Source organism: Bacillus sp. m3-13 (assembly GCF_000175075.1).
In the GTDB taxonomy this organism is placed as follows: Bacteria; Bacillota; Bacilli; order Bacillales; family Bacillaceae_I; genus Sutcliffiella_A; species Sutcliffiella_A horikoshii_C.
On sequence record NZ_ACPC01000019.1, the window covers coordinates 292,197 to 317,710 of the forward strand.

At 41.7% G+C, this 25,514-nt stretch carries 24 protein-coding genes and 1 pseudogene; 18 read left to right on the top strand and 7 right to left on the bottom strand.

Annotated features, from left to right (window positions below):
* The first annotated feature begins 67 nt into the window (after nt 1-67).
* Nucleotides 68-1,660, top strand: coding sequence for an amidohydrolase (locus M313_RS0112025; RefSeq protein WP_010195480.1), 1,593 nt, complete (start codon nt 68-70; stop codon nt 1,658-1,660).
* A 226-nt stretch (nt 1,661-1,886) separates the two neighbouring features.
* Here M313_RS0112025 and M313_RS23480 read toward each other — a convergent pair.
* Nucleotides 1,887-2,691, bottom strand: a pseudogene (locus tag M313_RS23480) (NAD kinase).
* A 177-nt stretch (nt 2,692-2,868) separates the two neighbouring features.
* On the opposite strand from M313_RS23480, the gene sppA reads away from it, so the two are divergent.
* The 8 genes from sppA to M313_RS0112075 all read left to right on the top strand — a co-directional run bounded on the left by sppA (nt 2,869) and on the right by M313_RS0112075 (nt 10,257).
* A complete protein-coding gene (gene sppA / locus M313_RS0112035) occupies nt 2,869-3,879 on the top strand; it encodes a signal peptide peptidase SppA (RefSeq protein ID WP_010195481.1) in 1,011 nt (336 codons plus the stop codon).
* 12 nt (nt 3,880-3,891) lie between these two features.
* Complete coding sequence (locus M313_RS0112040) at nt 3,892-4,437, top strand: RDD family protein (RefSeq protein WP_010195482.1); 546 nt, start codon at nt 3,892-3,894, stop codon at nt 4,435-4,437.
* Between the two features lie 86 nt (nt 4,438-4,523).
* Complete coding sequence (locus M313_RS0112045; RefSeq protein ID WP_029326475.1) at nt 4,524-5,225, top strand: DUF2953 domain-containing protein; 702 nt, start codon at nt 4,524-4,526, stop codon at nt 5,223-5,225.
* A gap of 20 nt (nt 5,226-5,245) precedes the next feature.
* Nucleotides 5,246-5,725, top strand: coding sequence for a GerW family sporulation protein (ytfJ, locus tag M313_RS0112050; protein WP_010195484.1), 480 nt, complete (start codon nt 5,246-5,248; stop codon nt 5,723-5,725).
* 323 nt (nt 5,726-6,048) lie between these two features.
* The gene (tpx, locus tag M313_RS0112060; protein WP_010195488.1) at nt 6,049-6,549 is read left to right on the top strand and encodes a thiol peroxidase; all 501 of its coding nucleotides are present in this window, start codon (nt 6,049-6,051) and stop codon (nt 6,547-6,549) included.
* Between the two features lie 123 nt (nt 6,550-6,672).
* Nucleotides 6,673-7,668, top strand: a complete 996-nt coding sequence (locus tag M313_RS0112065) for a class I SAM-dependent methyltransferase (protein ID WP_010195489.1) — start codon at nt 6,673-6,675, stop codon at nt 7,666-7,668.
* Nucleotides 7,669-8,097: 429 nt separating this feature from the next.
* The gene (locus M313_RS0112070) at nt 8,098-9,285 is read left to right on the top strand and encodes an acetate kinase (protein ID WP_010195490.1); all 1,188 of its coding nucleotides are present in this window, start codon (nt 8,098-8,100) and stop codon (nt 9,283-9,285) included.
* 111 nt (nt 9,286-9,396) lie between these two features.
* Nucleotides 9,397-10,257, top strand: coding sequence for an EcsC family protein (locus tag M313_RS0112075; RefSeq protein WP_010195491.1), 861 nt, complete (start codon nt 9,397-9,399; stop codon nt 10,255-10,257).
* 35 nt (nt 10,258-10,292) lie between these two features.
* On the opposite strand, the gene M313_RS0112080 is transcribed toward M313_RS0112075, so the two are convergent.
* Complete coding sequence (locus tag M313_RS0112080; RefSeq protein WP_010195492.1) at nt 10,293-10,607, bottom strand: hypothetical protein; 315 nt, start codon at nt 10,605-10,607, stop codon at nt 10,293-10,295.
* Nucleotides 10,608-10,759: 152 nt separating this feature from the next.
* On the opposite strand from M313_RS0112080, the gene M313_RS26155 reads away from it, so the two are divergent.
* Complete coding sequence (locus M313_RS26155) at nt 10,760-10,927, top strand: hypothetical protein (RefSeq protein WP_010195497.1); 168 nt, start codon at nt 10,760-10,762, stop codon at nt 10,925-10,927.
* Nucleotides 10,928-10,954: 27 nt separating this feature from the next.
* On the opposite strand, the gene M313_RS0112090 is transcribed toward M313_RS26155, so the two are convergent.
* On the bottom strand, nt 10,955-12,259 hold the full coding sequence (locus M313_RS0112090) for a purine-cytosine permease family protein (RefSeq protein ID WP_010195498.1): 1,305 nt from the start codon (nt 12,257-12,259) through the stop codon (nt 10,955-10,957).
* Nucleotides 12,260-12,391: 132 nt separating this feature from the next.
* Here M313_RS0112090 and M313_RS0112095 point away from each other — a divergent pair, with 132 nt between their 5' ends.
* Nucleotides 12,392-13,156 carry an SDR family oxidoreductase gene (locus M313_RS0112095; protein ID WP_010195499.1) on the top strand — a complete coding sequence of 255 codons (765 nt, stop codon included), beginning with the start codon at nt 12,392-12,394 and terminating at the stop codon, nt 13,154-13,156.
* Nucleotides 13,157-13,316: 160 nt separating this feature from the next.
* Nucleotides 13,317-14,438 (top strand): alanine dehydrogenase, encoded by a 1,122-nt coding sequence (gene ald / locus M313_RS0112100; RefSeq protein ID WP_010195501.1) that lies wholly within the window; start codon nt 13,317-13,319, stop codon nt 14,436-14,438.
* A gap of 59 nt (nt 14,439-14,497) precedes the next feature.
* Here ald and M313_RS0112105 read toward each other — a convergent pair whose 3' ends face one another.
* On the bottom strand, nt 14,498-15,601 hold the full coding sequence (locus tag M313_RS0112105; protein ID WP_010195503.1) for a M24 family metallopeptidase: 1,104 nt from the start codon (nt 15,599-15,601) through the stop codon (nt 14,498-14,500).
* Nucleotides 15,602-15,771: 170 nt separating this feature from the next.
* On the opposite strand from M313_RS0112105, the gene M313_RS0112110 reads away from it, so the two are divergent.
* The 4 genes from M313_RS0112110 (at nt 15,772) to M313_RS0112125 (ending at nt 19,530) form a co-directional block, all read left to right on the top strand.
* Nucleotides 15,772-16,455, top strand: coding sequence for a metal-dependent hydrolase (locus tag M313_RS0112110; RefSeq protein ID WP_010195505.1), 684 nt, complete (start codon nt 15,772-15,774; stop codon nt 16,453-16,455).
* A 94-nt stretch (nt 16,456-16,549) separates the two neighbouring features.
* A complete protein-coding gene (locus tag M313_RS0112115; RefSeq protein ID WP_050780678.1) occupies nt 16,550-16,792 on the top strand; it encodes a hypothetical protein in 243 nt (80 codons plus the stop codon).
* A gap of 69 nt (nt 16,793-16,861) precedes the next feature.
* Complete coding sequence (locus tag M313_RS0112120) at nt 16,862-18,169, top strand: CBS domain-containing protein (RefSeq protein WP_010195617.1); 1,308 nt, start codon at nt 16,862-16,864, stop codon at nt 18,167-18,169.
* Nucleotides 18,170-18,546: 377 nt separating this feature from the next.
* A complete protein-coding gene (locus M313_RS0112125; protein WP_010195619.1) occupies nt 18,547-19,530 on the top strand; it encodes a nuclease-related domain-containing protein in 984 nt (327 codons plus the stop codon).
* Nucleotides 19,531-19,577: 47 nt separating this feature from the next.
* Here M313_RS0112125 and M313_RS0112130 read toward each other — a convergent pair whose 3' ends face one another.
* Nucleotides 19,578-19,910, bottom strand: coding sequence for a YtpI family protein (locus tag M313_RS0112130; protein WP_010195620.1), 333 nt, complete (start codon nt 19,908-19,910; stop codon nt 19,578-19,580).
* A gap of 183 nt (nt 19,911-20,093) precedes the next feature.
* Between M313_RS0112130 and M313_RS0112135 the strand changes: the two genes are divergently transcribed.
* Nucleotides 20,094-21,044, top strand: a complete 951-nt coding sequence (locus M313_RS0112135) for a DHH family phosphoesterase (RefSeq protein WP_010195624.1) — start codon at nt 20,094-20,096, stop codon at nt 21,042-21,044.
* A 47-nt stretch (nt 21,045-21,091) separates the two neighbouring features.
* On the opposite strand, the gene ytrI is transcribed toward M313_RS0112135, so the two are convergent.
* Together ytrI and ytrH are read right to left on the bottom strand one after the other, a co-directional pair.
* The gene (gene ytrI, locus M313_RS0112140) at nt 21,092-21,592 is read right to left on the bottom strand and encodes a sporulation membrane protein YtrI (protein ID WP_010195625.1); all 501 of its coding nucleotides are present in this window, start codon (nt 21,590-21,592) and stop codon (nt 21,092-21,094) included.
* Nucleotide 21,593: 1 nt separating this feature from the next.
* The gene (gene ytrH, locus M313_RS0112145) at nt 21,594-21,929 is read right to left on the bottom strand and encodes a sporulation membrane protein YtrH (protein WP_010195627.1); all 336 of its coding nucleotides are present in this window, start codon (nt 21,927-21,929) and stop codon (nt 21,594-21,596) included.
* A gap of 151 nt (nt 21,930-22,080) precedes the next feature.
* Here ytrH and dnaE point away from each other — a divergent pair, with 151 nt between their 5' ends.
* Nucleotides 22,081-25,407 (top strand): DNA polymerase III subunit alpha, encoded by a 3,327-nt coding sequence (gene dnaE / locus M313_RS0112150; protein WP_010195628.1) that lies wholly within the window; start codon nt 22,081-22,083, stop codon nt 25,405-25,407.
* Nucleotides 25,408-25,514 lie beyond the last annotated feature (107 nt).

Below are 25,514 nucleotides of genomic sequence, written 5' to 3' on the forward strand. Positions count from 1 at the left end.
TTTTGTGCCTGGCCTGCACAAATGATAATCTTAATGTAATTTTACAAAAAGAAGGAGAAAGATCACCATGGGAGAAATTTGGTACGACGGAAAGATTTATACGATGAAAGCAGAAACGGAAACAGTGGAAGCTGTTTATACGGAAGATGGAATCATTAAAGATATGGGACTTCAAGAAGACCTTTTCTTTACATATCCGAATGCACGGAAGCAAGACTTACAAGGGGCAGTCATGTATCCAGGCTTTACAGACAGTCATATGCACCTGATTGGACATGGAGAGAAACTGCTGCGACTGGACTTGTCAAATTTTACATCTCCCCAAGATGTGAAACAGGCATTGATGAAAAAAGTTCAAGAAACGCCTGAAGGAGAATGGATCTTCGGGGAGGGATGGAATGAAAATAATTTTGTCGATCGAAAGATATTCCATAGAACAGAACTTGATGAAATCACATCAAATCATCCGATGATCCTGTCAAGAGTTTGTCGCCATGCCGTACTGGTCAACAGTAAAGCATTGGAACTTGCAGGAATTACAAAAGAAACAGAAAACCCTCCAGGAGGCGTTATTGTAAAAGATATCGATGGTGAACCGACTGGATTCTTACTTGACCAAGCGCAGGAATTAGTAAAAAGGAAGATACCAAAAGCGAGTGAAAGTTACTTGTACAATGCTTTGAAAACTTCTATTGAGGATTGCTTGCGCCTTGGGTTGGTCGGAAGTCATAGTGAAGACCTAAGCTATTATGGCAGTTTTACGAAAACATTTGGAGCATTTGAAAATGTGATTGAACGGGATAAGTTAAAATATCGCGCGCATTTGCTGGTACATCATGAAGTTGTGGATGATATGCATGAAGAGGGACATACATTTAAGGAGACAACTGGCTTTATCACCCTTGGCGCCATGAAGATCTTTGCTGATGGCGCACTCGGAGGAAGAACTGCTCTGTTAAGCCGACCTTATAATGATGCTCCTGAAACATCCGGGGTGGCCATTCATACACAGGAACAATTGGACAGTCTAGTAAAAAAAGCAAGAGACTATGGGATGACGGTTGCGGTTCATACAATAGGTGATCTTGCATTTGAATATATGTTAGATGCCCTTGAAAAACATCCTGCTCCAAAAGGGGAAAGAGACAGGCTCATTCACGCTCAAATTTTAACCAAGGATCTTATTGATCGCGCCAAAATACTGCCACTTATATTAGATATCCAGCCGCGTTTTGTGGCAACAGACTTTCCTTGGATTATTGAACGCCTTGGAGAAGAAAGACTGAACTATTCGTATGCTTGGAAAACCCTCCTCGATGAAGGGTTAATATGTGCAGGAGGATCGGATGCTCCGATTGAGCCGGTTGACCCCATTTTAGGAATTCATGCTGCCGTTACAAGACAAATCCCTGGTGATGAGGATAAAATCGTCTATCAACCAGAACAACGTCTTTCCATGTATGAAGCAATCGGGCTGTTTACAAAAGGTAGTGCTCAAGCTATTTCCGAAGAGGATAAACAAGGGGTCATCGATACAGGTTACTACGCAGACTTCACAGTACTAGACACTGACCTATTTACAGCAACAGAAGATGATATCCTAGAAACAAACGTACTAAAGACAATCGTCGACGGTACGGTAGTGTATGAAAGAGATTAAGAATAGCTACAGTGAATGATGATCTATAGCTGTTGATTGGAGCAAAAGGCGAAGACTCCTGCGGGGGAAGAAGCGACATTGTTGAGACCCCTGAAGCGTTGTGAGGAGGCTCAAGGTCGCCCCGCGGAAAGCGAAGCCATTTGCGGAAATCAACAGCGGCGTTAAACAGTATACAAAAAGGACACCGCGTTCATGCGGTGTCCTTTGGTTGTTGCACCGAGGGATTTTATAAAAATGTCCGTTTAACCTTCTCCCAAAACGAATTATCCTTCAACTTAACAGTCTTAATCTTCCTATCAGTAAGCTGAATATCCAACCGCTTCACATGCTTAATGCTTAAAGCTTCATTATCAATCCCAATCGTCGGATAATCATTTCCATCCTGAATAACTTTTAACGTCAACTTCCTAGCGCCTGCCATAATAAACGGAGATCCAAGCGTACGATAGCTGTTATTATTTATGGAAGCAAGTTCACTTACCTGAAAACAAGGGAGCATCGGATCTACCACAGCACCCTGGACTGACTTATTGTAGGCAGTACTACCAGTCGGTGTGGAAACAATCATCCCATCTCCTCGGAATGTTTCAAAGTGCAGCTCATCTATGTAAACATCTATCGCGAATTGTTTTTATGATAGCAGAGCGAATAGAGCACTCGTTTAAAACATTGAAAAGAAGAAATACCGTCAATCGTCACTTCAATGGTAGGGTATTTCCTAACCTCGATTTGTTCAAACTTCATCGCTTCGACCATCTTCTCTGTATCATCAATATGAAAGTCGCAAATAAAAACTAGAAAGTTTCTCCAGCATTGATACCTGCATAAAGGCAATCATCTTTGAAACCTGTTTTCTGAACAGCTTGAAGGAATGTACCATCTCCTCCAACTGCTACGATAATGTTGGCATTATGGTGATCATTTAATATTTCAAAGTTATTTTGTACTGCTAATTGCTCTAGTTTTTCAACTTTTGACACGAGCTCTTCTTCCCGTTTATAAAAGAAAAATATTTTACGACGTTCTGTCATTGTTTTTCCTCCTCTTTATAATAAAAATTGGAACTTAAACAAAAAATATCCAAAAAAATTATCCTTTTGGAAAAAAATTTAGTACAATTCTATATTGTGATAAGTTTACCATTTTGATGAAACTTTTTGAAACGATTTAACGTATAGGTACTGTACGAACAACTAGGAGGTTTAGATATGAGTGGAAAGCGTTGGGCCGCATTAGGTATTGCGGCATTATTATTTTTTGTGTCGATTATTACAAGTCTGGCAACTAAGCCTGCAGAAAGCTCCACATCTGATTCTTTTTCAGATATTTTTGGAGGGGAAGAAGAGTTTATTGAGGAAGTCATTGAAGACGGTAGCCCAAACCGTAAGATTCTAGTTCTAGAAGTTAACGGTGTTATTCAGGACACAGGAAGCGATGTAACATCTGTGTTCCAATCACCAGGTTATAATCATCGTCAATTTTTAAGAATGCTAGATCAAGCAAAAGAGGATGATACTGTTCAAGGAATTATTGTTCGCGTCAATACACCAGGTGGCGGTGTATCAGAAAGTGCCGAGATACATAAAAGACTGGTGGAAATTAAAGAAGAAACAGAAAAACCGATTTATATTTCTATGGGAACTATGGCTGCTTCAGGTGGTTACTATATTGCAGCACCGGCGAACAAAATTTTCGCTTCACCTGAGACAATCACAGGTTCTATCGGCGTTATCATGCAGGGAATTAATTACAGTGAGCTTGCTGAAAAATATGGGGTAAAATTCGATACCATCAAGAGTGGGCCATATAAAGATATTATGTCTCCAACGAAAGACATGTCTGAGGAAGAGCGTCAAATTCTTCAATCAATGGTAGACAATATGTATGATCAATTTGTAAAAGTGATTGTAGATGGCCGGGGCATGAGTGAATCAGAGGTCAGAAGAATTGCTGACGGAAGAATCTATGACGGCCAACAAGCCAAAGACATTAATATTGTGGATGAGCTGGGGTATTTTGAAGATGTTATTGAGGCAATGAAAAAAGACCATGAGATGGGGAACGTCCAAGTTGTTCAATATACAGAAAACCTGGGCTGGGGTTCCTTATTCAGCATGAATGTACAATCACTATTAAAGCCAGAGTCTGAAATGCAGATGTTAGCAAAGCTTATCAATCAACCTAATTCTCCAAGACTAATGTACTTGTATGCAGAGTAGGAGGAAGAAAAAATGAGAGATGAGCAGAATAGCGAGTATACAAACGAAAACGTAATACATGAAGACGTGAACGTAGGGGAAGACAGGATCAGCAATGATACGATGTTGCCTGCGAAGGAAGTAGGAATCATCGAATATCGCTATGCAGGGTTCTGGATGAGGCTTTGGGCATTTCTATTAGACCTATTAATCATTTGGAGCATCGGAGCTATCGTGATATATCCGATTTTTAGACTACTAGGGATATCCACTAGCCAAAGCTTTATGTTCTCACCTGCAACCATTGCCACAACCATTGTGCTATATGGGTATTTTATTCTTATGACGAAGTATTTTAAACAGACATTGGGTAAGATGGTGTTTGGGTTACGAGTGGTAGACCTTAAAGCTAATGACCTTTCATGGAAAACGATTCTTTTTAGAGAAGGTGTAGGCCGATATATAGCGTTAGTTTATGCGCCTATAACATATATCGTATTCCTTGTTGCTGCTTTCACGAGCAAAAAGCAAGGCGTGCACGACTTTATTGCAGACACAACAGTGGTTCATGAAAAATAAGTAATAAACCTGAAGTCCATCGTGACTTTAGGTTTATTTTTTTTATGCTAGGAGATAATGGAAGGGGAAAGAAAGGGTGTGAAAGTGTGATTTGGGCCATAATAATCTTTGCCATTATAATTTTTCTCTTAGTCATGGTTCTCGTCACTAAAATTACCATCCATTTTTACTACCATCATCAACAAGATAATGATCAGATGACAGTGAAACTAAGTGCATGGTACGGATTGTTGCGGTACACCATTGATGTTCCATTGATCAGTGTAGATAAAGACACAGCATCCATTCATGTCGAGGAAAAAACCAAAGTTGGAGGCGGAGATCCTTCTCAAGGTAAACAAAAAGAGAAAGATTTTTCTCCAAAAGAGATATGGCAGAGTTTTGAAGATACATATGAACTGGTGCGTCATGTTGTCGGGATGCATGAGATAGTCAGGAGATTGCTTTCAAGAATGGAAGTGAAACACCTGGAATGGCATAGCAATATTGGGTTAGGAGATGCAGCACATACTGGCATGTTTGTTGGGGCAGGATGGTCAATCAAAGGGGGCATTGTGGGGTTTTTAAGCAATTATACAGACTTCCGAGCTAAACCGGAACTCTCCATCACCCCCTATTTCCAATATACTGTTTCCCAGACCATGTTTAAGTGTATGATTCGGTTTCGAATCGGGTATGCTATGTTAGCAGGAATAAGAATCGTTAAATATTGGAAAGGCGGTAGACCTAAGTTTAAAACCCGTCCTTTATCCGTGTTGTCCAAAGAAGAAAATCAAAAATCCATGTAATAGCGATAAGGAGGATCAATATGTCTGAACATCCAATTAAGAGTCTAATGACAACAGCTATGGAAAATTTAAAAGATATGATTGATGTTAATACGATCATCGGTGACCCGGTAGAAACACCGGATGGGAGTGTTATTTTGACTGTTTCCAAAGTAGGCTTTGGTTTTGCGGCAGGTGGAAGTGAGTTTCAAGGCGGAGGCTCATCAGGTCCGGAGAAGCATGATGGCGGTGGCAACCACCAAAGCCAAGGTCAAAAGCTTCCGTTTGGCGGAGGTAGTGGAGGTGGCGTGTCCATCACTCCTATCGCTTTCTTGATTGTGAATTCACAGGGAGTGAAAATGCTCCATCTTGATGAAAGCACGAGTATCTATGAAAGACTACTGGATTTGGCTCCACAGGCGGTTGAGAAAGTGCAACATATGCTGAATAACAATAAACATAACAGAGCGAATCACTCTGATCATTCCTACAATGAACATAAGCAGGATTTGGACTTCTAAAAACGCCAGCTGCACAGCAGTTGGCTTTTTTATTGCTTTGAGTGAAGGAGGTGGCGAGGGGCGGTGGCGGATATCAAGAAATTTTGTGGTATATCAAGAAATTCAGGGTGGATATCAAGAAATTTTGTGATATATCAAGAAATTCAGGGTGGATATCAAGAAATTCCACGATATATCAAGAAATCTACCCATTTCGACAACTTCTGAATCATGTAAGATACAGCTATTCTCCCTTACACACCAACAAAGTTTGATTAATTGCAAAACTTCCAAAACATAGCTATTATTACAAGTGTACATACAATATGAGGAGGGAAATTATCATGGCAAACGTAACATTTAAAGGCAACCCAATGACACTAGTCGGAAGCGAAGTGAAAGTGGGCGACCAGGCTCCAAACTTCTCCGTTCTTGCAAATGACCTGTCAGCAGTAACATTGGAAAACTACAAAGGATTCAAGAAACTAATCAGCGTAGTTCCTTCCATTGATACAGGAGTATGCGACCAACAAACTCGCAAATTTAACGAAGAGGCAGCAAAGCTTGATAACGTAAAAGTTATTACAGTCAGCATGGACTTGCCTTTCGCGCAAAAACGCTGGTGTGCAGCTAGTGGACTTGACAATGTTGAGGTAGTATCTGACCACCGTGACGCTTCTTTCGGTGAAGCATACGGCGTATTAATGCAAGAGCTACGTCTACTTGCCCGCTCCACGTTTGTTGTGGACTCCAACGACAAAGTAACATACGTTGAATACGTAGGCGAAGGTACGGACCACCCTAACTACGAAGCGGCAATCGAAGCAGTTAAATCTGCAGAATAATACCCTACTCAAACCCATTGCACCAAGACGAGCAGACTGTGATAATAGCAGTCTGCTTTATTTTTGCCCGTACTCCATGTAAAATAGGAATACTGAAATTGGAGAAAGAAAAGGAGTGGCATAATGTCCATTACAAAACTAGAAAATACATTTTCCCTATTCGATACAACAGCGCAAATCCTACAAGAAGAACTAGACTGTACATACCTAGAAGCACTAGCAGAAACCGCAGAAAACCTCTTCCACGGAGCAGTCATCCAAGAAGAAGTATCAGAAGTAACCAAACGAAGACTCGAAAAAGAATACAGCAAACAAAATCTTACTTCCCTTCAAAAAGAAGAAATTAGAAAAGGATTTCAACTTGCCATCCTAAAAGGAATGAAAGATGCCGTTCAAGCTAACCATCAAATGACTCCAGATGCGATCGCCATGTTTATGGGATACCTCGTCGGAAAATACACCTCACATCTGCAACAGCTGACCATGCTTGATCCTGCTATCGGTACTGGAAACCTCCTTACAGCTGTCCTTAACCACCAGCCTAACAAAAAGCTGGAGGCGTTTGGTGTGGATGTGGACGACCTGTTAGTGAAACTTGCTTATAATAACGCCAATTTGCAAGAGCAAGCAATCAGTCTCTTCAATCAAGACGGCTTAAGCAACCTGTTTATCGAACCAGTCGATGTAGTGGTAAGCGATTTGCCGGTCGGCTATTATCCAGACGATAACAATGCAGCCAACTTCAAGCTAAAAGCGGAAGAAGGACATTCCTATGCGCATTATCTGTTCATCGAACAAGGGTTGCGTTACACAAAACCAGGCGGGCACCTGTTATTCTTGGTTCCAAACTCCATGTTTGAAGAAGAGGAAGCAAAAAAAGTCAACGCTCTAATTAAGGACGAAGCGTATATTCAAGGAATGCTTCAGCTTCCGGAAACCATGTTCCAAAACAAGTACCATGCCAAAAGCATCCTTGTTCTGCAGAAAAAAGGAATAGGCATTGAACCTCCTAAAGAAGCTCTATTAGTAAACTTGCCAAGCTTCTCCAACATGCAGGCAATGGAAAAAATCATGACCCAAATCAACCACTGGTTTTCTGAGCAAAAAAACAATAAGTAATTATTAGACAACCTCGTTGATCGTAGTGGAAGGAGCGGAAACTCCTCGAAAATGCTAACGCATTTTCTTCGTGCGATGATTCGCTGCCGAAGCCTTTCTTGTCCTGCGGGAGGAAGGGACATGGAAGACCCCGCAGGGCACAGCCCGAGGAGGCTTCCGGACCGCCCGCGGAAAGCGAAGCTCCTGCAACGAAAATCAACCGTTAGTGGAGATTTAATAGTCTAAAAAAACTATGCTATTCTTCAGAAAATAACGAATATATAAGGTAAGCGTTACCATAAAGGGAAGCCTCTTGCAAATGCAGTATGACGGTGTTTAAATGAAAAAGGTATATATAATATCGGAACTTTGCACAAGATAGGTAGAGTGTAAAAAACATTTAATTATCCACCCAAGTGTGACCATATAAAAGGAGTTGTACGTATCGTCATGTCAAAAGTTATTGCAATAAATGCAGGAAGCTCTTCTCTTAAATTCCAATTGTTCGAAATGCCTAGTGAAAATGTTATTACAAAAGGATTAGTCGAACGTATCGGATTAAACGATGCTGTTTTCACCATCTCTGTGAACGGCGAAAAAGTAACAGAAATCACAGATATTCCAGAGCACGGGGTAGCTGTTAAAATCTTATTGAAAAAACTAATCGATCTTGACATTATCCAAAGCTTCGATGAAATCACAGGAATTGGCCACCGTGTTGTACATGGTGGAGAAAAGTTCAATGATTCCGTCCTGATTACGGATGAAATTTTAGGCCAATTAGAAAAACTTTCAGAGCTTGCACCACTTCATAACCCGGCAAACATCGTGGGAATTAAAGCATTCAAGGAAATCCTTCCGAATGTACCGGCAGTGGCTGTTTTTGATACAGCATTCCATCAATCCATGCCGGAAAAATCTTTCCTTTACAGCTTGCCATACGAGTACTATGAAGACTATGGCATCCGTAAATACGGTTTCCATGGTACATCTCATAAATATGTTTCCGAGCGTGCTGCAGAATTACTTGGCAGACCGGTTGAGCAACTTCGCCTGATTTCTTGTCACCTTGGTAACGGTGCAAGTATTGCTGCAATCGAAGGTGGAAAATCCATCGATACTTCCATGGGATTCACACCACTTGCAGGTGTAGCAATGGGAACTCGCTCTGGTAACATTGACCCTGCTTTGATTCCATTCATCATGGAGAAAACAGGAAAAACAGCAGACGAAGTATTAGATGTCCTGAACAAGCGAAGTGGTATCCTTGGTGTATCTGGTTTCTCCAGTGACCTTCGTGATATTGAATCTGCTGCAACAGAAGGTAACGAGCGCGCGGAACTTGCATTGGAAGTATTCGCAGGTCGTATTCATAAGTATATTGGTTCTTATGCTGCAAGAATGTACGGAGTGGACGCGATCATCTTTACTGCAGGGATCGGGGAGAACAGTGATGTAATCCGTGCAAGAGTGCTTCAAGGACTTGAGTTTATGGGTGTTTACTGGGATCCTGCATTGAACAAGGTTCGTGGTAAAGAAGCATTTATTAACTACCCGCACTCTCCTGTTAAAGTCATCGTAATTCCTACGAATGAAGAAGTAATGATTGCTAGAGACGTAATGAAAATAGCATTATAAGCTGCAGTCCCAGATCTGTTTTAACACAACAGATCTGGGACTGTTTTTTTGTGTGGAACTGCTATGGTATAATGGAGAAAACTAGCAGATGGAAAAGTGAGGGGAAGAACTGTGTCTAATATAAGCAGGGAAGAACAATGGAAACATAAACTTTCACAATGGGAAGAAAAGCTATATACATACGAACCATCCCAGTTTTCAGACACGTTGGACCATTGGGTGGACAAGGCTTTTGATTTACTGTCAGACGATAAAAAGGATTTATTTTTTGCCCAGATTGATACATGGTTGTTTCATTTGCACGGTATTATCCAGCAGTCCTCATTCCAACAGCAAGCAGAAGAACGGATCGTCAATATGGCCCGAAGCTATAGGGAACATATCGAAAGAATAGAAGATATACGTGATTTGCCTTTATCACAAAAGGCATTTATCGCGGAGCAACAGATTGCCAAACAAAAGCTTTATTCGGTGATCCAAGGTGGAATGACAGGGACGGCCAAAGTCTCAACCCTTGCTATAGATATCCCAGCTTTTGCTGCGCTAAATATCCGTACTACACAGCTTGTTGCGATGTCTTACGGCTACAGGGCAAGTACGCCTTTAGAAATGGTGAGATCCTTACAATTATTCTATGGTGCGACCATACCGAAGAAATATCAGCATGAACGCTGGGAAACATTGAAAAGTGAGCTTGGACAGGATATCGATCATTATTTTGATGTCTTAACAGACAAAGATCACCCGACTGTATGGCTTCAACAGCCTTTAATGCACTTGATTAAGCTATTGTTTGTTGCAATAATTGGTCGCCAAAAAGTAAACAATGTCCCATTTCTCGGAATGATAACAGCTGCCGGAACAAACTACTACTGGACCAAAGAAGTCTCAGAATTCTCCCATTACTACTACATGATGCGACACTTAGTAGAAAAAGGAGAACTAGACGAATCAGAATGCGAGATGTTTTAACGAAAAGGCGAATATCCAAAACGGATATTCGCCTTTTATGAGTGGACTTTTGAGGATGATACATGCTGATTCATGCGATACCACAACCACAAATCATTAATAACACTAGCATGATCTGCAATCTCCGAATTTAGCTCGCAAGACCGCTCAAAATCTGCTTCATCATTCAATTGAGCCTGCTTAAAATTTATTTCTTCTTCTAACTCTTTAATCCGGTCCGGGATGCTCCCGCGTATTTTTTCCCACTTCAATAATATTTCCTGCTGTGTTTCTTTGTTATATTGAGCCCATTCTAAATCCAACTGTGGCAAAAATATTCCAAGCCTTGGATCTCTTACAAAAGAAAACATCGCTACTTCCTTCCTTTTCTCCCCATTTTAACTCATTGTATAATAACTAGGGTAAACATTCTATCCATTCCTCCTGTAATTTTTACCACCTTTAAATGAATGACACTCGACACAAACTAGGATGGATACTTAGTTGAAAGGTGGAACCCACTATGAAGAAAAAAGACCCAAAAGAAATTTTCTCTTATGATGATAATGCTGTAAATGAGGTTCACAATCAAATTACTGATGCATACTCAAGCGGAGTTGTCGGCGAGCAATACAGCTCAAACGCATACCAACCGGTAGAAGGCGAAAGCGAACAAACTTCCCACGAATAAACAAAAACAGGTGCCAACCAAAGGCACCTATTTTTTTGACAACTTTTTATAAAGTAAATAAAGTGCCCCTGTAAAAAGGAAAGCCAAGAAACCAGGAGAAAAGCCTTCCGGCAAGAGTAAATAAACACCTATCCCAATTCCAATGCAAATAAACGCAATTTTATTATAAGAAGGTAATCCTTCCCTAACTTCAATCTGCTTCCTTTTTATTAAAAGAAAGTCAGTTATAATAACAGCAGATAAAGGAATGACAAAAGCACCAATCAAAGAAATATAGCGTTCAGCTTCTTCCACCAATGCGGGTGACAGAGATAAAACTATTCCTGCAGCACCAAAAAGAATGCTACTTTTCACCCTGCCAAGTTGAGGTAGAGAATTCAACAGACTGAATCCGCCGGTATAGGCATTGCTTAAGTTAATCGAAACCATTGATAATATGGCCGCCCCTAAAATAATCGCGGTAAACAGGCCGGAGTTGGTCATCTCGCTTGTTGCAATAAACGGATTAAAATTCCCTGTCAGACTAGCTGTGTAAGCTCCAAAAAAAGCAGTAAGAATAAATCCTAGAACATTACCGCTGAATAAGCCCCAGAACCCCTGCTTGGAAGTAATGGCGTACCTTGTAACATCTGCTGAAGAGGACACACCTGATACATATTGAACAAAAGCAAGGCTAGCAAAAAAGCCCATGATGGGAAGATTCCAGCCACCCTCAATGGTGACAGCAGAGTTCACACTCATTCCTTTAATAAGCAAAAGATACAGCATCACTAGCTGTCCGAGAATCAGCCATGGCATAAAATACTTGGTCGCCCTTTTTACCGCATCAAATCCCACAAGTGCAAGGCCGCTCATGATTAAGGCTAAAAGCATAGCAATTATGTAAAATGGCAGAGAAAACTGAAAGGCTCTTTCAAGAATAAATTGTATAACCAACGTACCACCTATGGTCTGAACAGAAAACCAGTAGAGGGATGTTATGGTGCGAATGGGGGAGGAAATGTACCTTGATCCCTTAATCCCAATAATGGAGCGGATGGCAAATTGGGAGGGGATTCCCCTTTCAGCGCCAGGCAATGATAAGTAAGATACAAATAAAAAGGCGAGTGTTGCGCCAAAAACAGTGGAAAGTAAGGCTGCATAAAAGCTGAGTCCCCCTTGAATCACTGCAAGTGCCGGGACAAGGAAGTTCCCCGCATTCACAGAAAATGCAACCTGAATGATTAAATATTCATACCATCGTGTTTTTCTTAATTCTTGTGGCACGGCTTCTAAACCGTACCGCTCTATCTTGCTTTGAGGAGGCAATGTCACAGTTTGTGCTTTCGCCATAAGAAGGTCAGACTCCTTTCTTTCGTGTACCTAACAATCATTTTATCGTATCTTAACGGGTTATATGTTGTAAATTTAATCAATTTACAAGAAAATATAGTAGTACGCAATTTTATTAAGGGGGAAGCCAGTTTGAGACATGCCGTAATTACAGCTGGTTCCAAAGGACTTGGAAAAAAAGTGACGGAACAGTTGTTGAATAAAGGATGTTCCGTTTCGATAAATTATAGAAATGATACAGAAACCATCGAGAAACTAAAAGAAGAATGGAGTCACTTTGGAGAAAACAGACTACACTTTTTTCAAGGAGACGTAACAAAAAAAGAACAGATGCAACAATTTATAGACGAAGTAGTGGAGCGATACGGAAGGATTGATTATTTGGTCAATAACGCCGGGCCCTATATTTTTGAACGAAAAAAATTGGCTGATTACTCCGATGAGGAATGGTATGAAATGATAGAAGGCAATCTTAGCGCTGTTTTTCATCTTTTCCGTAAAACAATTCCTTTCATGAGAGAACAGCGATTCGGGCGCATCATCACATACGGATTTCAGGGAGCTGAATCATCTCCAGGTTGGATTTACCGATCTGCGTTTGCTGCTTCTAAGGCTGGACTGGTTTCGCTGACAAAATCGATCGCTATCGAAGAAGCTGAACATGGCATCACGGCCAATATGGTCTGTCCAGGTAATATTGTGGGAGAAATGAAAGAGGCGACGATTGACCATGCGAGAGGCTTAGAGGACTCCAAGAATACCCCGGTCGGCCGTTCTGGCACGGGTGAAGATATTGCCAGGGCCATTGAATTTTTATGTGAAGAAAACTCGGATATGATCACAGGAGCGGTGCTGGAAGTAACAGGGGGAGTAGAGGTTATTAACCGATTCCGATAACTTAAGGGAATTTCCCTCTATATTTAGATAATATAGATAATTCCGCCTGTTTTAAAGCGCTTACAAAAATGCATAAAAAACTATTTTACATTTTCTAGTTTAATGTTATATTAGTTACGTCTTAACGCTTTGTGATTATGAAGAAGGAGGTATTTGATCCATGAGAATTGGAGTACCTAGAGAGATAAAGAACAACGAAAACCGTGTTGCGATGACGCCTGCAGGTGTAGTAAACCTTGTTGGCTTCGGACATGAAGTATACATAGAAAAAGAAGCTGGTATTGGATCCGGCTTTACTGACGAGCAATATGTACAAGCTGGTGCGAAAATGGTGGAAACGGCAGAAGAAGCATGGTCCATGGATATGGTCATGAAGGTAAAAGAGCCACTTCCTTCTGAGTATAGCTATTTCCGTGAGGGGTTAATCCTTTTCACTTATCTACATCTTGCTCCAGAACCAGAATTAACAAAGGCTTTGATTGATAACAAAGTAGTGGGTATTGCATATGAGACAGTTCAACTTCCAAACGGATCCCTTCCATTGTTGACTCCTATGAGTGAAGTTGCCGGTCGTATGGCTACTCAAATTGGTGCGCAGTTCCTTGAAAAAATCAAAGGCGGAAAAGGGATTCTTCTAGGTGGTGTTCCTGGTGTACGCCGAGGGAAAGTAACAATCATCGGTGGAGGTGTCGCTGGTACGAATGCTGCTAAGATGGCAATCGGACTTGGCGCAGATGTAACAATCCTGGACTTAAATCCGGATCGTCTTCGTCAGCTGGATGATATATTCGGTAAAGACATCCAGACACTTATGAGTAACCCGTTAAATCTTGAAATCGCTGTGAAAGAATCAGACCTTGTTATTGGTGCTGTTCTAATTCCAGGTGCTAAAGCGCCGAAGCTTGTAACAGAGGAAATGATTCAATCCATGGGTGCGGGTTCTGTTGTGGTGGATATCGCAATTGATCAGGGTGGAATTTTCGAAACGACAGATCGCATTACTACACATGACGACCCAACATATGTGAAGCATGAAGTCGTTCACTATGCCGTTGCAAACATGCCTGGTGCGGTTCCACGTACATCCACTATCGCATTGACGAATGTTACGGTTCCTTATGCGGTGCAAATTGCAAACAAAGGCTACAAGCAAGCTTCCTTGGATAATGAAGCGATCCTAAAGGGAATCAACACGCTAGACGGATATGTAACATACGCGGCAGTGGCAGAGTCTCACGGTTTGGCGTATGAGAGCGCAAGCAATCTTTTAGTGAAGAGCTAATTAAATTTTTATATAAAAAAAACAGGTGCCCATGGGAGACATGGATACCTGTTTTTTATTTATGGCTTAATGATCTGTAAATCTTTCGGGTAGCTTGTCAGCAATTCGATTCCGTTGTCCGTAACTAAAATATCATCTTCGATTCGTACGCCACCTACTCCTGGTTTGTAGATACCAGGTTCAATCGTAAAGGCCATTCCTTTTTGCAGTTTCATCGTGTTCGTTTCATTCATGGATGGATACTCGTGCACTTCGATGCCTAGGCCGTGGCCGATTCGGTGTGTAAAGAATTCTCCATAGCCGCTTTCCGTTATAATCGAGCGGGCTGTACGGTCAATCTGCCCGATTTCGACACCTGGTTTACAGATATCCACGGCAGCAAGCTGCGCCTTCAATACCGTTTCATAGATTTCCTGTTGCTGTTCGTTCACATTACCAAAGGCAACGGTTCTTGTGATATCTGAGCAATATCCATTCAAGACAACGCCAAGGTCAAATAACACAAGGTCGCCTTCCTTTACTTGATCCAAACCAGGCTTTCCATGAGGAGCTGCTGTCTTTAAACCTGTCAGTGCCATCGTGGAAAAGGACATTTGACTGATGCCTTTTTTCTTCAGCTCATACTCAATCGTTGCAACAAGCTCCTGTTCTGTCACACCTTTTTTTAGGTGATGCACCCCAACTTCCACTCCAAAGTCGGCTAGCTTGGCTGCTTCTCTCAAAATGGATACCTCTTCTTCATCCTTTACTAGACGAAGCTGATACATTTTATCTTCTGCCGCGGCAAGTTTTACGCCCGGGAAGACCTCCTCTAACTTATGTAAACGAGCGACAGTCATATGTTCCTGCTCTACTGCCAGTTTTTCCATTTGGATTCCTTGTTGTTTTACATACTCTTGAACCTTTTGCCACGGATCGTCCGTATCATTGTATCCGACTATTCCGTAGTTCCAACCTGTTTTCTTTACCTGTTCTACTTCCATATTGGGGCAGACAATCGCAGGCTCGTTGTTTGGAAAAGCGAGAAGTCCCAAAAGTCTTTCGTGTGGATCTGTGTAAAAACCGCTTATGTAGAATACGTTCGGGGTAGACGTTAAGAAACAACCGGACAAGTCCTCCTGTTTCAGCCACTCTACCAATTGCTGCAGACGATGTTCTTTCAAATCAGCCACTCCTTTTTGGTCAATTACTTCTAGTTACGAAGTTTAATACGTTTACATTAAGAGTATCAGGGAATCATACTTGTGTAAATTTTATTAGAAGGATTTTTGATTAAAAAAGAGAAGATTAACAGGTATGGAGAATTTGAGCTGGAGAAGGAGAGGTTGTTAGAATGAAAGTTTCCTATCATGGACATTCCGTAGTAAAAGTTGAGGCGAATGGTAAAACGATTCTTTTTGATCCGTTTATTACGGGTAATGGTCTGACAGATTTAAAAGCAGATGATTTGAAAGTGGATGTCATTCTTTTAACACACGGCCACAATGACCATGTCGGCGATACAGTAGATCTGGCTTTGAAAAATGACGCTCTAGTCGTAGCACCTTTTGAACTGGCAGAGTATTTGGGCTGGCAAGGTGTGAAGGTACATGAAATGCATATCGGTGGAGCCCATGAATTTGATTTTGGCAGGGTGAAATTGACGCAAGCTTTCCATGGCTCTAGTTATACAGATTATGAAACAAAAACAATCGTTTATACAGGAATGCCAAGTGGGATTTTGTTGACTATTGACGGGAAGACGATTTTCCATGCCGGAGATACAGCATTATTTTCTGATATGAAAATGATCGGAGAGTTAAATAATATTGATGTGGCCTTCCTGCCAATCGGGGATAATTTCACGATGGGTCCGGATGATGCGGTACTTGCTGCCAAGTGGTTGAACGCCTCCACGGTGGTGCCGATCCACTTTAATACGTTTCCGGTCATTGAACAAAATCCTCATGAGTTTGTTTCCAAACTTCCTGAAGGTGTCGGGAAAGTGCTGGAAGTGGGAGAGGTCCTAGAATTATAGACTTTTGCGAAGAAAAGAAGCGGATTTGCTTCTTTTTTTTGTTGTTTGGAATATACATGATACAAGCTATAGAGTTTGGAAGGAGTGTCATGTGTTGAAGAATAGACTTTTATTATCGTTGTTATGTATCGGTGCCATGTTATACATTGCTGTACCGCGATTGCCGGTGACAGAAGATGGACTTGCATGGTGGTTCGGGATTGCATGGTTGGTGCTTGCCTTAATGGCAGTCGGCGGCAATATTGCAGCAATCATGTATTTGCCAAAGCGAAAGCGGATGGTGCGCAAAGCGAAATTGGCAGAGGTCAAACAAGTCCGTTTGCGTCAATATCCGTAAACACATTGAATACAAGCTCTAACACCCGTATAATAAGGGTACAAATAATTATGTGGACGGGTGAAGAGTGTGACAAAGCATGAACAGATTCTCCATTATATTGAAGAACTGCCTATTGGAGAAAAAATATCAGTACGACAAATCGCCAAGGCGCTCGCGGTTAGTGAAGGGACGGCATACAGAGCGATCAAGGATGCCGAAAATAAAGGATATGTTAGTACCATCGAACGCGTTGGTACTATTCGTATTGAGCGGAAAAAGAAAGAAAATATCGAAAAGCTGACATTTGCTGAAGTGGTCAACATTGTGGATGGACAAGTTCTTGGCGGCAGAGAGGGACTCCATAAAACGTTGAACAAATTTGTTATCGGTGCCATGAAACTTGAGGCGATGATGCGCTATACAGAAGCAGGAAATCTGTTGATTGTCGGTAACCGTTACAACGCACATAAACTTGCCATTGAGGCTGGCGCTGCTGTGTTAATTACCGGTGGATTTGATACGGACGAAGAGGTTAAGAAGTTAGCCGATGAAATGAAGCTTCCGATCATCTCGAGCAGTTATGACACATTCACTGTTGCGACTTTGATCAACCGTGCCATCTATGATCAGTTGATAAAAAAAGAAATCGTGTTGGTCGAGGATATCTTGACACCAATTGAAGCGACTACTTACTTAACGACAGAAGATACCATTGCGGAATGGTATAAGGTGAATGAAGAAATCAAACATAGCCGTTTTCCAATCATTGATAAAAACTTGAAGGTGCAGGGTGTGGTTACTTCCAAGGATGTGCTCGGCAAGGACTCCGGGACGCTTATTGAAAAAGTGATGACCAAAAACCCAATCACCGTTAATGGTAAAACTTCGGTCGCGTCTGCTGCCCATATCATGGTGTGGGAAGGTATTGAGATGCTGCCGGTAGTCGACCCGAACCATCGTCTTCTTGGAATCATCAGCCGTCAGGATGTATTGAAGGCGTTGCAAATGATCCAAAGGCAGCCGCAAGTCGGGGAAACGCTGGATGATATTGTGACCAATCAGTTCATGGATGTCACAGAATCAAAAGGGGAAGAGGCTTACCAAAGCGAAGTGACCCCGCAGATGACCAACTCGGTCGGAACAATATCCTATGGGGTATTTACAACCATCGTAACTGAAGCGGCAAAGCGTGTGATTCGCAATTTGAAAAAGAGTGACATGGTCGTGGAGAACATTACGATTTATTTTATTAAGCCAGTGCAGATTGACAGCACCATCGAGATTCGGCCAAAAGTGCTCGAGGTCGGCCGCAAGTTCGGTAAAGTGGACGTGGAAGTGTACCACGACGGCAATGTCGTCGGCAAGGCGATGATGATGGTGCAGTTGATACAGTAAGTGGATTGTTTGTTTGGAGCAGGCGCTCTCACCTCGATTGGGGTGGGGGCGTCTTTTTTTTTTTGGTTTTGGGGGACGGTGGCTAAAGGCAAGGTCAAGTTCAAGTGCAAAGACTAAAGTGTTGAAGGGCTTTTGTTGGGAGGGATGGGGGATCAATGGATAAATTGATTTTACAATGGATATATGGATTTTAGGATGGATATATGTGTTTTACAATGGATATATCTGATTTACAATGGATATATCTGATTTACAATGGATATTTTCATTTTTCCAATGGATATGTGAAAATTCGGTGTTTCATTTTGTAGAATTTGCAGGAACTTTAATCCCTGGAGTCGAAAGTACCAAGACAAAGTTAACAAAGGAGTGACTAAATGATAAAAAAGCATAGAGAAAAGTCGAATAGGATGCTGATCCATGAAGCCGGCTTGAGGAGGCTGGTACCTTCCCACCATCAATACCCATTGATTGAACAGGAATATGGCAAAATGAAATACGGTTACAAAGGGGAAGAGGCATTAGACTACTATTTAACCTTTCTCCCTCATGAAAACTACCACATACTTCATGGCCTCCGAATAAAGGACCCGAAAGGTAGATACTTTCAAATAGACACGCTGCTCATTACATCAACCCATTGCTTAATAATAGATTCCAAATACGTTTCAGGTAAATTAGAATTTGACGAAGTGGGATGTCAACTCATCCGGCATAAGGCAGATGGGGAAATGGAAAGAATGGCAGATCCTCTATCACAAGTAGCTCGCCACCGTTATCAACTTTCGTTATGGTTAGAACACCACGGCTTCCCTAGCTTACCAATTGCGAGTTTGGTAGCCTTAACTCACAGTAAATCCCATTTAGTCAAAACTTCTCCCTCACTTATGAAAAAGGTAACTTTTCTAACTAATCTCCCAAATAGAATAAATGAAATAAATGCACTCCATTCATCCGCAGTCCTGAATAAAAAAGATCTTAACAAGCTTACGAAAACACTAATAAAGAAACATACTCCAGATAGCTTTAATTTTCTTCAGAACTACAACATTAAACAGGAAGAACTGATAAAAGGAGTAATATGTAAGAATTGCGGGTTCAACATGATGAAGAAAGAAAGAAAATACTGGACTTGTAAGAGATGCAATATTCAATCGCTGTCAGCGCACCTATATGCGCTAGAAGATTATAAACTATTAATTGCTACTACAATTCAGAACAAAGAGTTGAGGGATTTCTTTCTCATTAGTTCTCCGTCAGAAGCGTATAATATCTTGGTATCACTTGATTTGCCCTCGGTTGGCCACAAAAAAGGGAGGATTTACTCGTTAGAACATTTTAAAACTTCTTTATCGCCGTAAACAAAAAAGCCGTCCCCCAAAAAAGGAACGACTCTCTCAACTAATCTTCAATCCGTAACCGTCTTCTCTTTCATTTCTGCTTCCTTAACTGCTTCTGCTTCTTCAATTGCAAATGGCAGGTAGAAACGGTAGGCTTTGTAGCCGGCCCAGATGCTGCCCAAACCTACAACTAACAAAATGATGCCTACTACGATGGCGACAGTGGATAGTGGATTAATGATAGAATTAATGCCAAAAAAGAATACAAAACTACCCAACGCGATGCTGGATTTTGCGCTTAGCCATTTCTTTTCGGCCGGTAATTGGGTGCGGAAGTATTTTACTTTATACATTAAATAGAACATTAATGAAAAGATAATGAGAAAAACAAAAATAGCCAAAAGGACACACTCCTTTATATAGTTCATACAAGATATTTATTATTCTATCATACGCATACAAGCTATATTGTAACGTGTTCGTGAACAAAATTCTACTTTTCCACTAAAATGATATTCCTTTGAGAACAAGGCAAACTGTGATTAAATAAAAGAAAAGATTCAGGTGAAAGAGGGTTACATACGATGAGGCAACAGATAATAGATGAAATTAAGGCGCATGATACGGTTATCATTCACCGTCATGTCAGGCCGGATCCGGATGCATATGGGTCACAGTGTGGGTTGGCTGAGTTGATCAAGGAAAGTTATCCGGAGAAAAAGGTGTATCGCGTGGGGGAAGCGGAGGAGTCATTAAACTTCTTGAGCAAGCTTGATGAGATACCGGACTCCAGTTACGATGGTGCTCTTGTGATTGTCTGTGATACGGCGAATACCGATCGTATCTGTGATAAGCGCTACAAGCTGGCAGCTAAGTGGATAAAGATCGACCATCACCCGAATGAGGACAGATATGGGGATATGATGTGGGTGGACACGGATGCCAGTTCAACGAGTGAAATGATTTACGAATTGTATCTGGCCGGGAAAAATCAAGGCTGGGTGATGACAAAAGAGGCTGCCAGACTAATCTTTGCGGGCATTATCGGCGATACGGGCAGATTCCTTTTCCAAAGCACCAATACGAAGACATTCCTGTATGCGAGTGAACTGTTGAGCTACGGTTTCTCGATGACGGATCTTTACGAGGAGCTGTATCGCACCAAATTGCACATTGCCAAGCTTAGCGGTTATGTATTGGAGAATTTCTCTATGCATGAGAACGGGATTGCTTCCATGAAGATTACACCGGATATTTTGCAGCGATATAATGCCCTTCCTTCAGAGGCATCACAGTTGGTGGGGATGCTTGGTAATATTGAAGGCGTTAAGGCGTGGGTATTCTTTATAGAAGAAGCAGATCAGATCAGGGTGAGGCTTCGTTCGAAAGGGACTATTGTCAATGAAATTGCCAAAAAGTACAACGGCGGAGGTCATCCGTTGGCATCAGGGGCATCTATTTATAAATGGGAAGAAGCGGACCATGTACTTGCTGACCTGATTGAAGCTTCAAGGGCACAATTGCAAGGGGAATAGAAAGGTGAAAGAGGAAGAAGCTACAACAACAGGCTGTCGCTTCTTCCTCAATCCATTTTCACAATCAACAAGTCCATTTCAATCGTTGTGTCTATATAAAGAAAGTCGACCTCGAAGTAGTAGCGTTTGTCATCAAGTGCGTAGCTTTTGTTTTCGATGACTTTTATCAGCAATTGGCGATTGTCTTTAATGCTTGCAACGTCTTTTGACACCTGGTCGTTGAGATCCTCTGTAATTCTGGCAATGATGGAGGAGCGGCTGAACGAGTTGAGCATGTATTTTTCGTGATTGATGATGGATATCTTAAAGTCTTCTATTTTCAACTGATCTTTTTCCTCTTTTAGTTTGTCATTGTCCTCTGTCAGAATATGAATTCTGTTTTTATAGCTTTTCACTTCTTCCTTATATTTTATAAGATCGCCGATATTTTTTTCCAAAGTGACGCCGTACATAAGCATGAATATCAACCAGCCTACTATTGCACCCAATACCACCCCGGAAAAAAAGCGCTGCCACCCGGGATCGCGGTTATAAGGAGGAACCCTCATCTTATAAGGTCTCCTGAGTAAGCCAGCTGATGATGAGTGCTCCGGTTTGGGCGCCGCCGGTTGCAGAGATGATTAAAAGCAATTGCTTTACTAAAAATTTCGTTTCCCCGTTAAACAGCCCTTTTTCCAAATTATAAAAAGTGTCAAAGGTACCTCCAATGGCAGCGACAATCGCCCATATCTTCAAACTTTTGGCCAAGCTCCACATTCTAGTCAAAGGTGGGTCCCCCACTAGAAAAGCAGCAATTCCACCGATGATTGCTCCTCCAAGTATTACCCCGACAGCAATGAAAAAACTGAAGATAAGGGTAGCGACGAATGGATCTTTAACGTCCATATTCATCATCCTTTCTGTTCTTATTCATATATATGGACAGGATGTGGTAAGTATGTGACGTTAATGGAGAAGTTTCTTCATTGTGTTTGGAACGGAATAGCCCCTATAATGAATATATAAAATGGAAGCGTTAAATAAGGTGTGATGATTAATGAGTGTAGTTCATTTATATATAAAAAGCAGTTACAGCCTGCTGAACAGTTCTGTCCGTTTTTCTAAGCTTGTTGAACGTGCCAATGAGCTTGGTTTAAACTCCCTTGCGCTTACAGATGAAGATGTGATGTATGGGGCCGTTGATTTTTACAAAGCTTGTAAGTCTGCAAACATCAAGCCAATCATCGGTCTGACGCTATCGGTCCTATCAGACGGGGAGGACGGGGAATCAACGTACCCTGTCATTCTTTTGGCGAAAAATAACCAGGGATTTACGAACTTGATGAAGTTATCGAGTGTCGTTCAAACCAAATCGCCACAAGGGGTTCCGAAAAGATGGCTGAAGCATTATACAAAAGGGCTGATCGCGATTTTATCTGGCTCTGAATCCGAACTTGCGCAAAATGAAGAGCAAACTGCGGAAGCTTATTTGGAAATGTTCGAGCAAGATTGTTTGTACCTTGGGATTGACCGAAATTCAGCCGAGTCACGTGAACAATCTGAAACGACCCGGAAAAGACATAGCGAATTACCGATTGTGGCGATGAGCAAGGTGCATTACCTGCACAAGGAAGATGTGTTTGTGTATGAATGTTTACGCAGCATCAAACAAGGCACCAAGCTGGAATCCCTGCCAAAAGAGGCTCCTGATTATTTAAGGGCAACAAATGAAATGACACAGTTGTTTGAAGATATTCCGGATGCCTTGGAGAACACGTGGAAGATCAGTAACCAATGTCATGTAGAACTGGAGTTTGGACAAGCGGCTCTCCCAAGTTATCCGGTTCCCGAGGAGGAAAATGCAGACGAGTATTTAGAGAAAATCTGCTGGGAAGGACTTCATAAAAGGGTAGGGGAACCTGCTCAAGAATATAAGGAACGCCTTCAATATGAACTTCAGGTAATTAAAGGAATGAAGTTCAGCGACTATTTCTTAATTGTCTGGGACTTTATGTATTATGCACGGAATGCAGGAATTTTGACCGGTCCTGGACGTGGTTCTGCCGCAGGTTCATTGGTCGCTTACTCCCTCTTCATTACAGATGTGGACCCGATTGAGCATGACCTGTTGTTTGAAAGATTCCTAAATCCCGAGCGTATCACGATGCCCGATATTGATATTGATTTTCAGGATAATAAGCGGGATGAAGTGATCCGTTATGTGGCCGAAAAGTACGGTCAGCTACATGTTGCCCAAATCATTACATTTGGTACATTGGCTGCAAAAGCTGCATGGCGTGATGTTGCTAAGGCCTTAAACCTTTCTGGGAAAGAACTTGAGATGATCTCTAAAATGATTCCATCAAGACCTGGCATTACCCTTGATGCGGCATATCAAGAAAATGAAAAGTTGCAAAGCGCAATTAACGAAACAAAGGAAAGAAAGCGCGCCTTTCAAACAGCGCAAAAGATTGAGGGGCTGCCACGACATTCCTCCACACATGCTGCAGGGGTGGTCATTACCCATAAGCCTTTAACGGAATTAATCCCGATCCAAGCGGGACAACAAGACATCTACCTTACTCAATACACGATGGAAACGCTTGAGGAGCTTGGGTTGCTGAAGATGGATTTCCTTGGATTGAGAAACTTAACGATGATTCAAAGCATTCGCCATCAAGTGAAAAGAGAAACAAAACAACATATAGAAGAAATCCCACTTGACGACGCAGCAACCTTCCGCCTTTTAAGTGAAGGGGATACGTCCGGGATCTTTCAGTTAGAGTCGCCTGGGATGAAAAAGGTTCTTACAAAGCTTAAGCCTTCGAACCTAGAAGATATCGTGGCAGTCAACGCCCTGTACCGGCCGGGGCCAATGGAACAAATCCCTTTGTTTATCGAACGCAAGCATGGACTGAAAAAAGTGGAATATCCGCATCCAGACCTGATCCCCATTTTGGAGAAGACGTTTGGGGTTATTGTGTACCAAGAGCAAATCATGCAAATCGCTGCGGTGATGGCAGGCTTCTCACTGGGCGAAGCGGATTTATTAAGAAGAGCGGTTGGGAAGAAAAAGAAAGACGTGCTTGCGAAAGAACGAGAGCATTTTGTGGAAGGGTGCTTAAAGAAAGGCTATGACGAGAAGGTTGCCAATTCTGTCTATGATTTGATTGTACGATTTGCTGACTATGGATTTAACCGAAGCCATGCCGTTGCCTACAGTATGATTTCTTATGAACTTGCCTATTTGAAGGCGAACTACCCGAAAATTTTCATGGCAACCCTTCTATCCAGCGTGATGGGAAGTGAGCAGAAGCTTTCTCAATATATCACCGAGACGAAGCGTAAAGGCATACAAGTCCTGCCACCTTCCATCAATAAAAGTGGAATTGCTTTTCAAGTGGAAGAGGCAGGCATCCGCTTTAGTTTGTTAACGATTAAAGGGGTAGGAGTACAGGCGATAAAAGCCCTGATAGAAGAGCGGAGAAAGAAGGAGTTTAGTGACCTGTTTGATTTTTGTAACAGGGCTTCTTCTAAAGTCAACCGTAAAACAATTGAAATGCTTATCTTTGGAGGGAGCATGGATGAGTTTGAGGAAGACAGGGCCACACTTCTTGCAACGTTAGATGTTGCCATGCAGCATGCAGAGCTTGTCATGCCTTCAGACGATAATCAAATTGACTTTTTCATGGAAGAAGAATTCAATATTAAACCGAAGTATGTGAAGGTGGAACCGTTACAACTGACGGAACAATTGCAATTGGAGAAAGAGGCCCTTGGGTTTTATCTATCCAAACATCCGACAGAACCTTTTGCAGCTTACTTTCAGCTCGGTGGTGGTTGCCTTATCCTTGACCTTCCCTCCACAGGGGCAAGAAAGGCGAGAGTTGGAAGTTTCATTTCTAATGAACGAGTAATTCGAACGAAAAAGGGAGACCTTATGGCCTTTCTTACACTTTCCGATCAATCAGGGGACTTGGAAGCAGTGGCGTTTCCAGAACTATATAAACGTTTTTCACATGTATTAAAGACTGGGGAAACGTTAATGGTGGAAGGAAACCTGGAAGAACGAGAAGGGAAAGTTCAGCTGATTATCAAAAATATCATCGAAATTGATACATTGATAGAACAATATGCACATCTTATTGGTGATCTTTTTCTGCAAATAGACGAAGACAAGCATGAGCAAGAAGTGTTTCAACATCTTCAAAAAGTGCTGAAAACGCATCATGGTCCATCAACGGTGTATGTCCATTATACGCAAGCGAAGAAGACGATAAAGCTGCAGCCAACCTTGTATGTAGCGCCTACTGAAGAGTGTTTACTGAAGCTTAAAACGATCCTCGGAGAAGAGAACGTTGTATTCAAAAAATCTTTACAATGATTAATATTATGATATAGTTAACAAGGAGGTGGTCAGACCACCTTTTCCTTGTTTTTTTTAGTATAATGAAATGGAAAATATATTAATGGGAAGTCATCACTTGATCC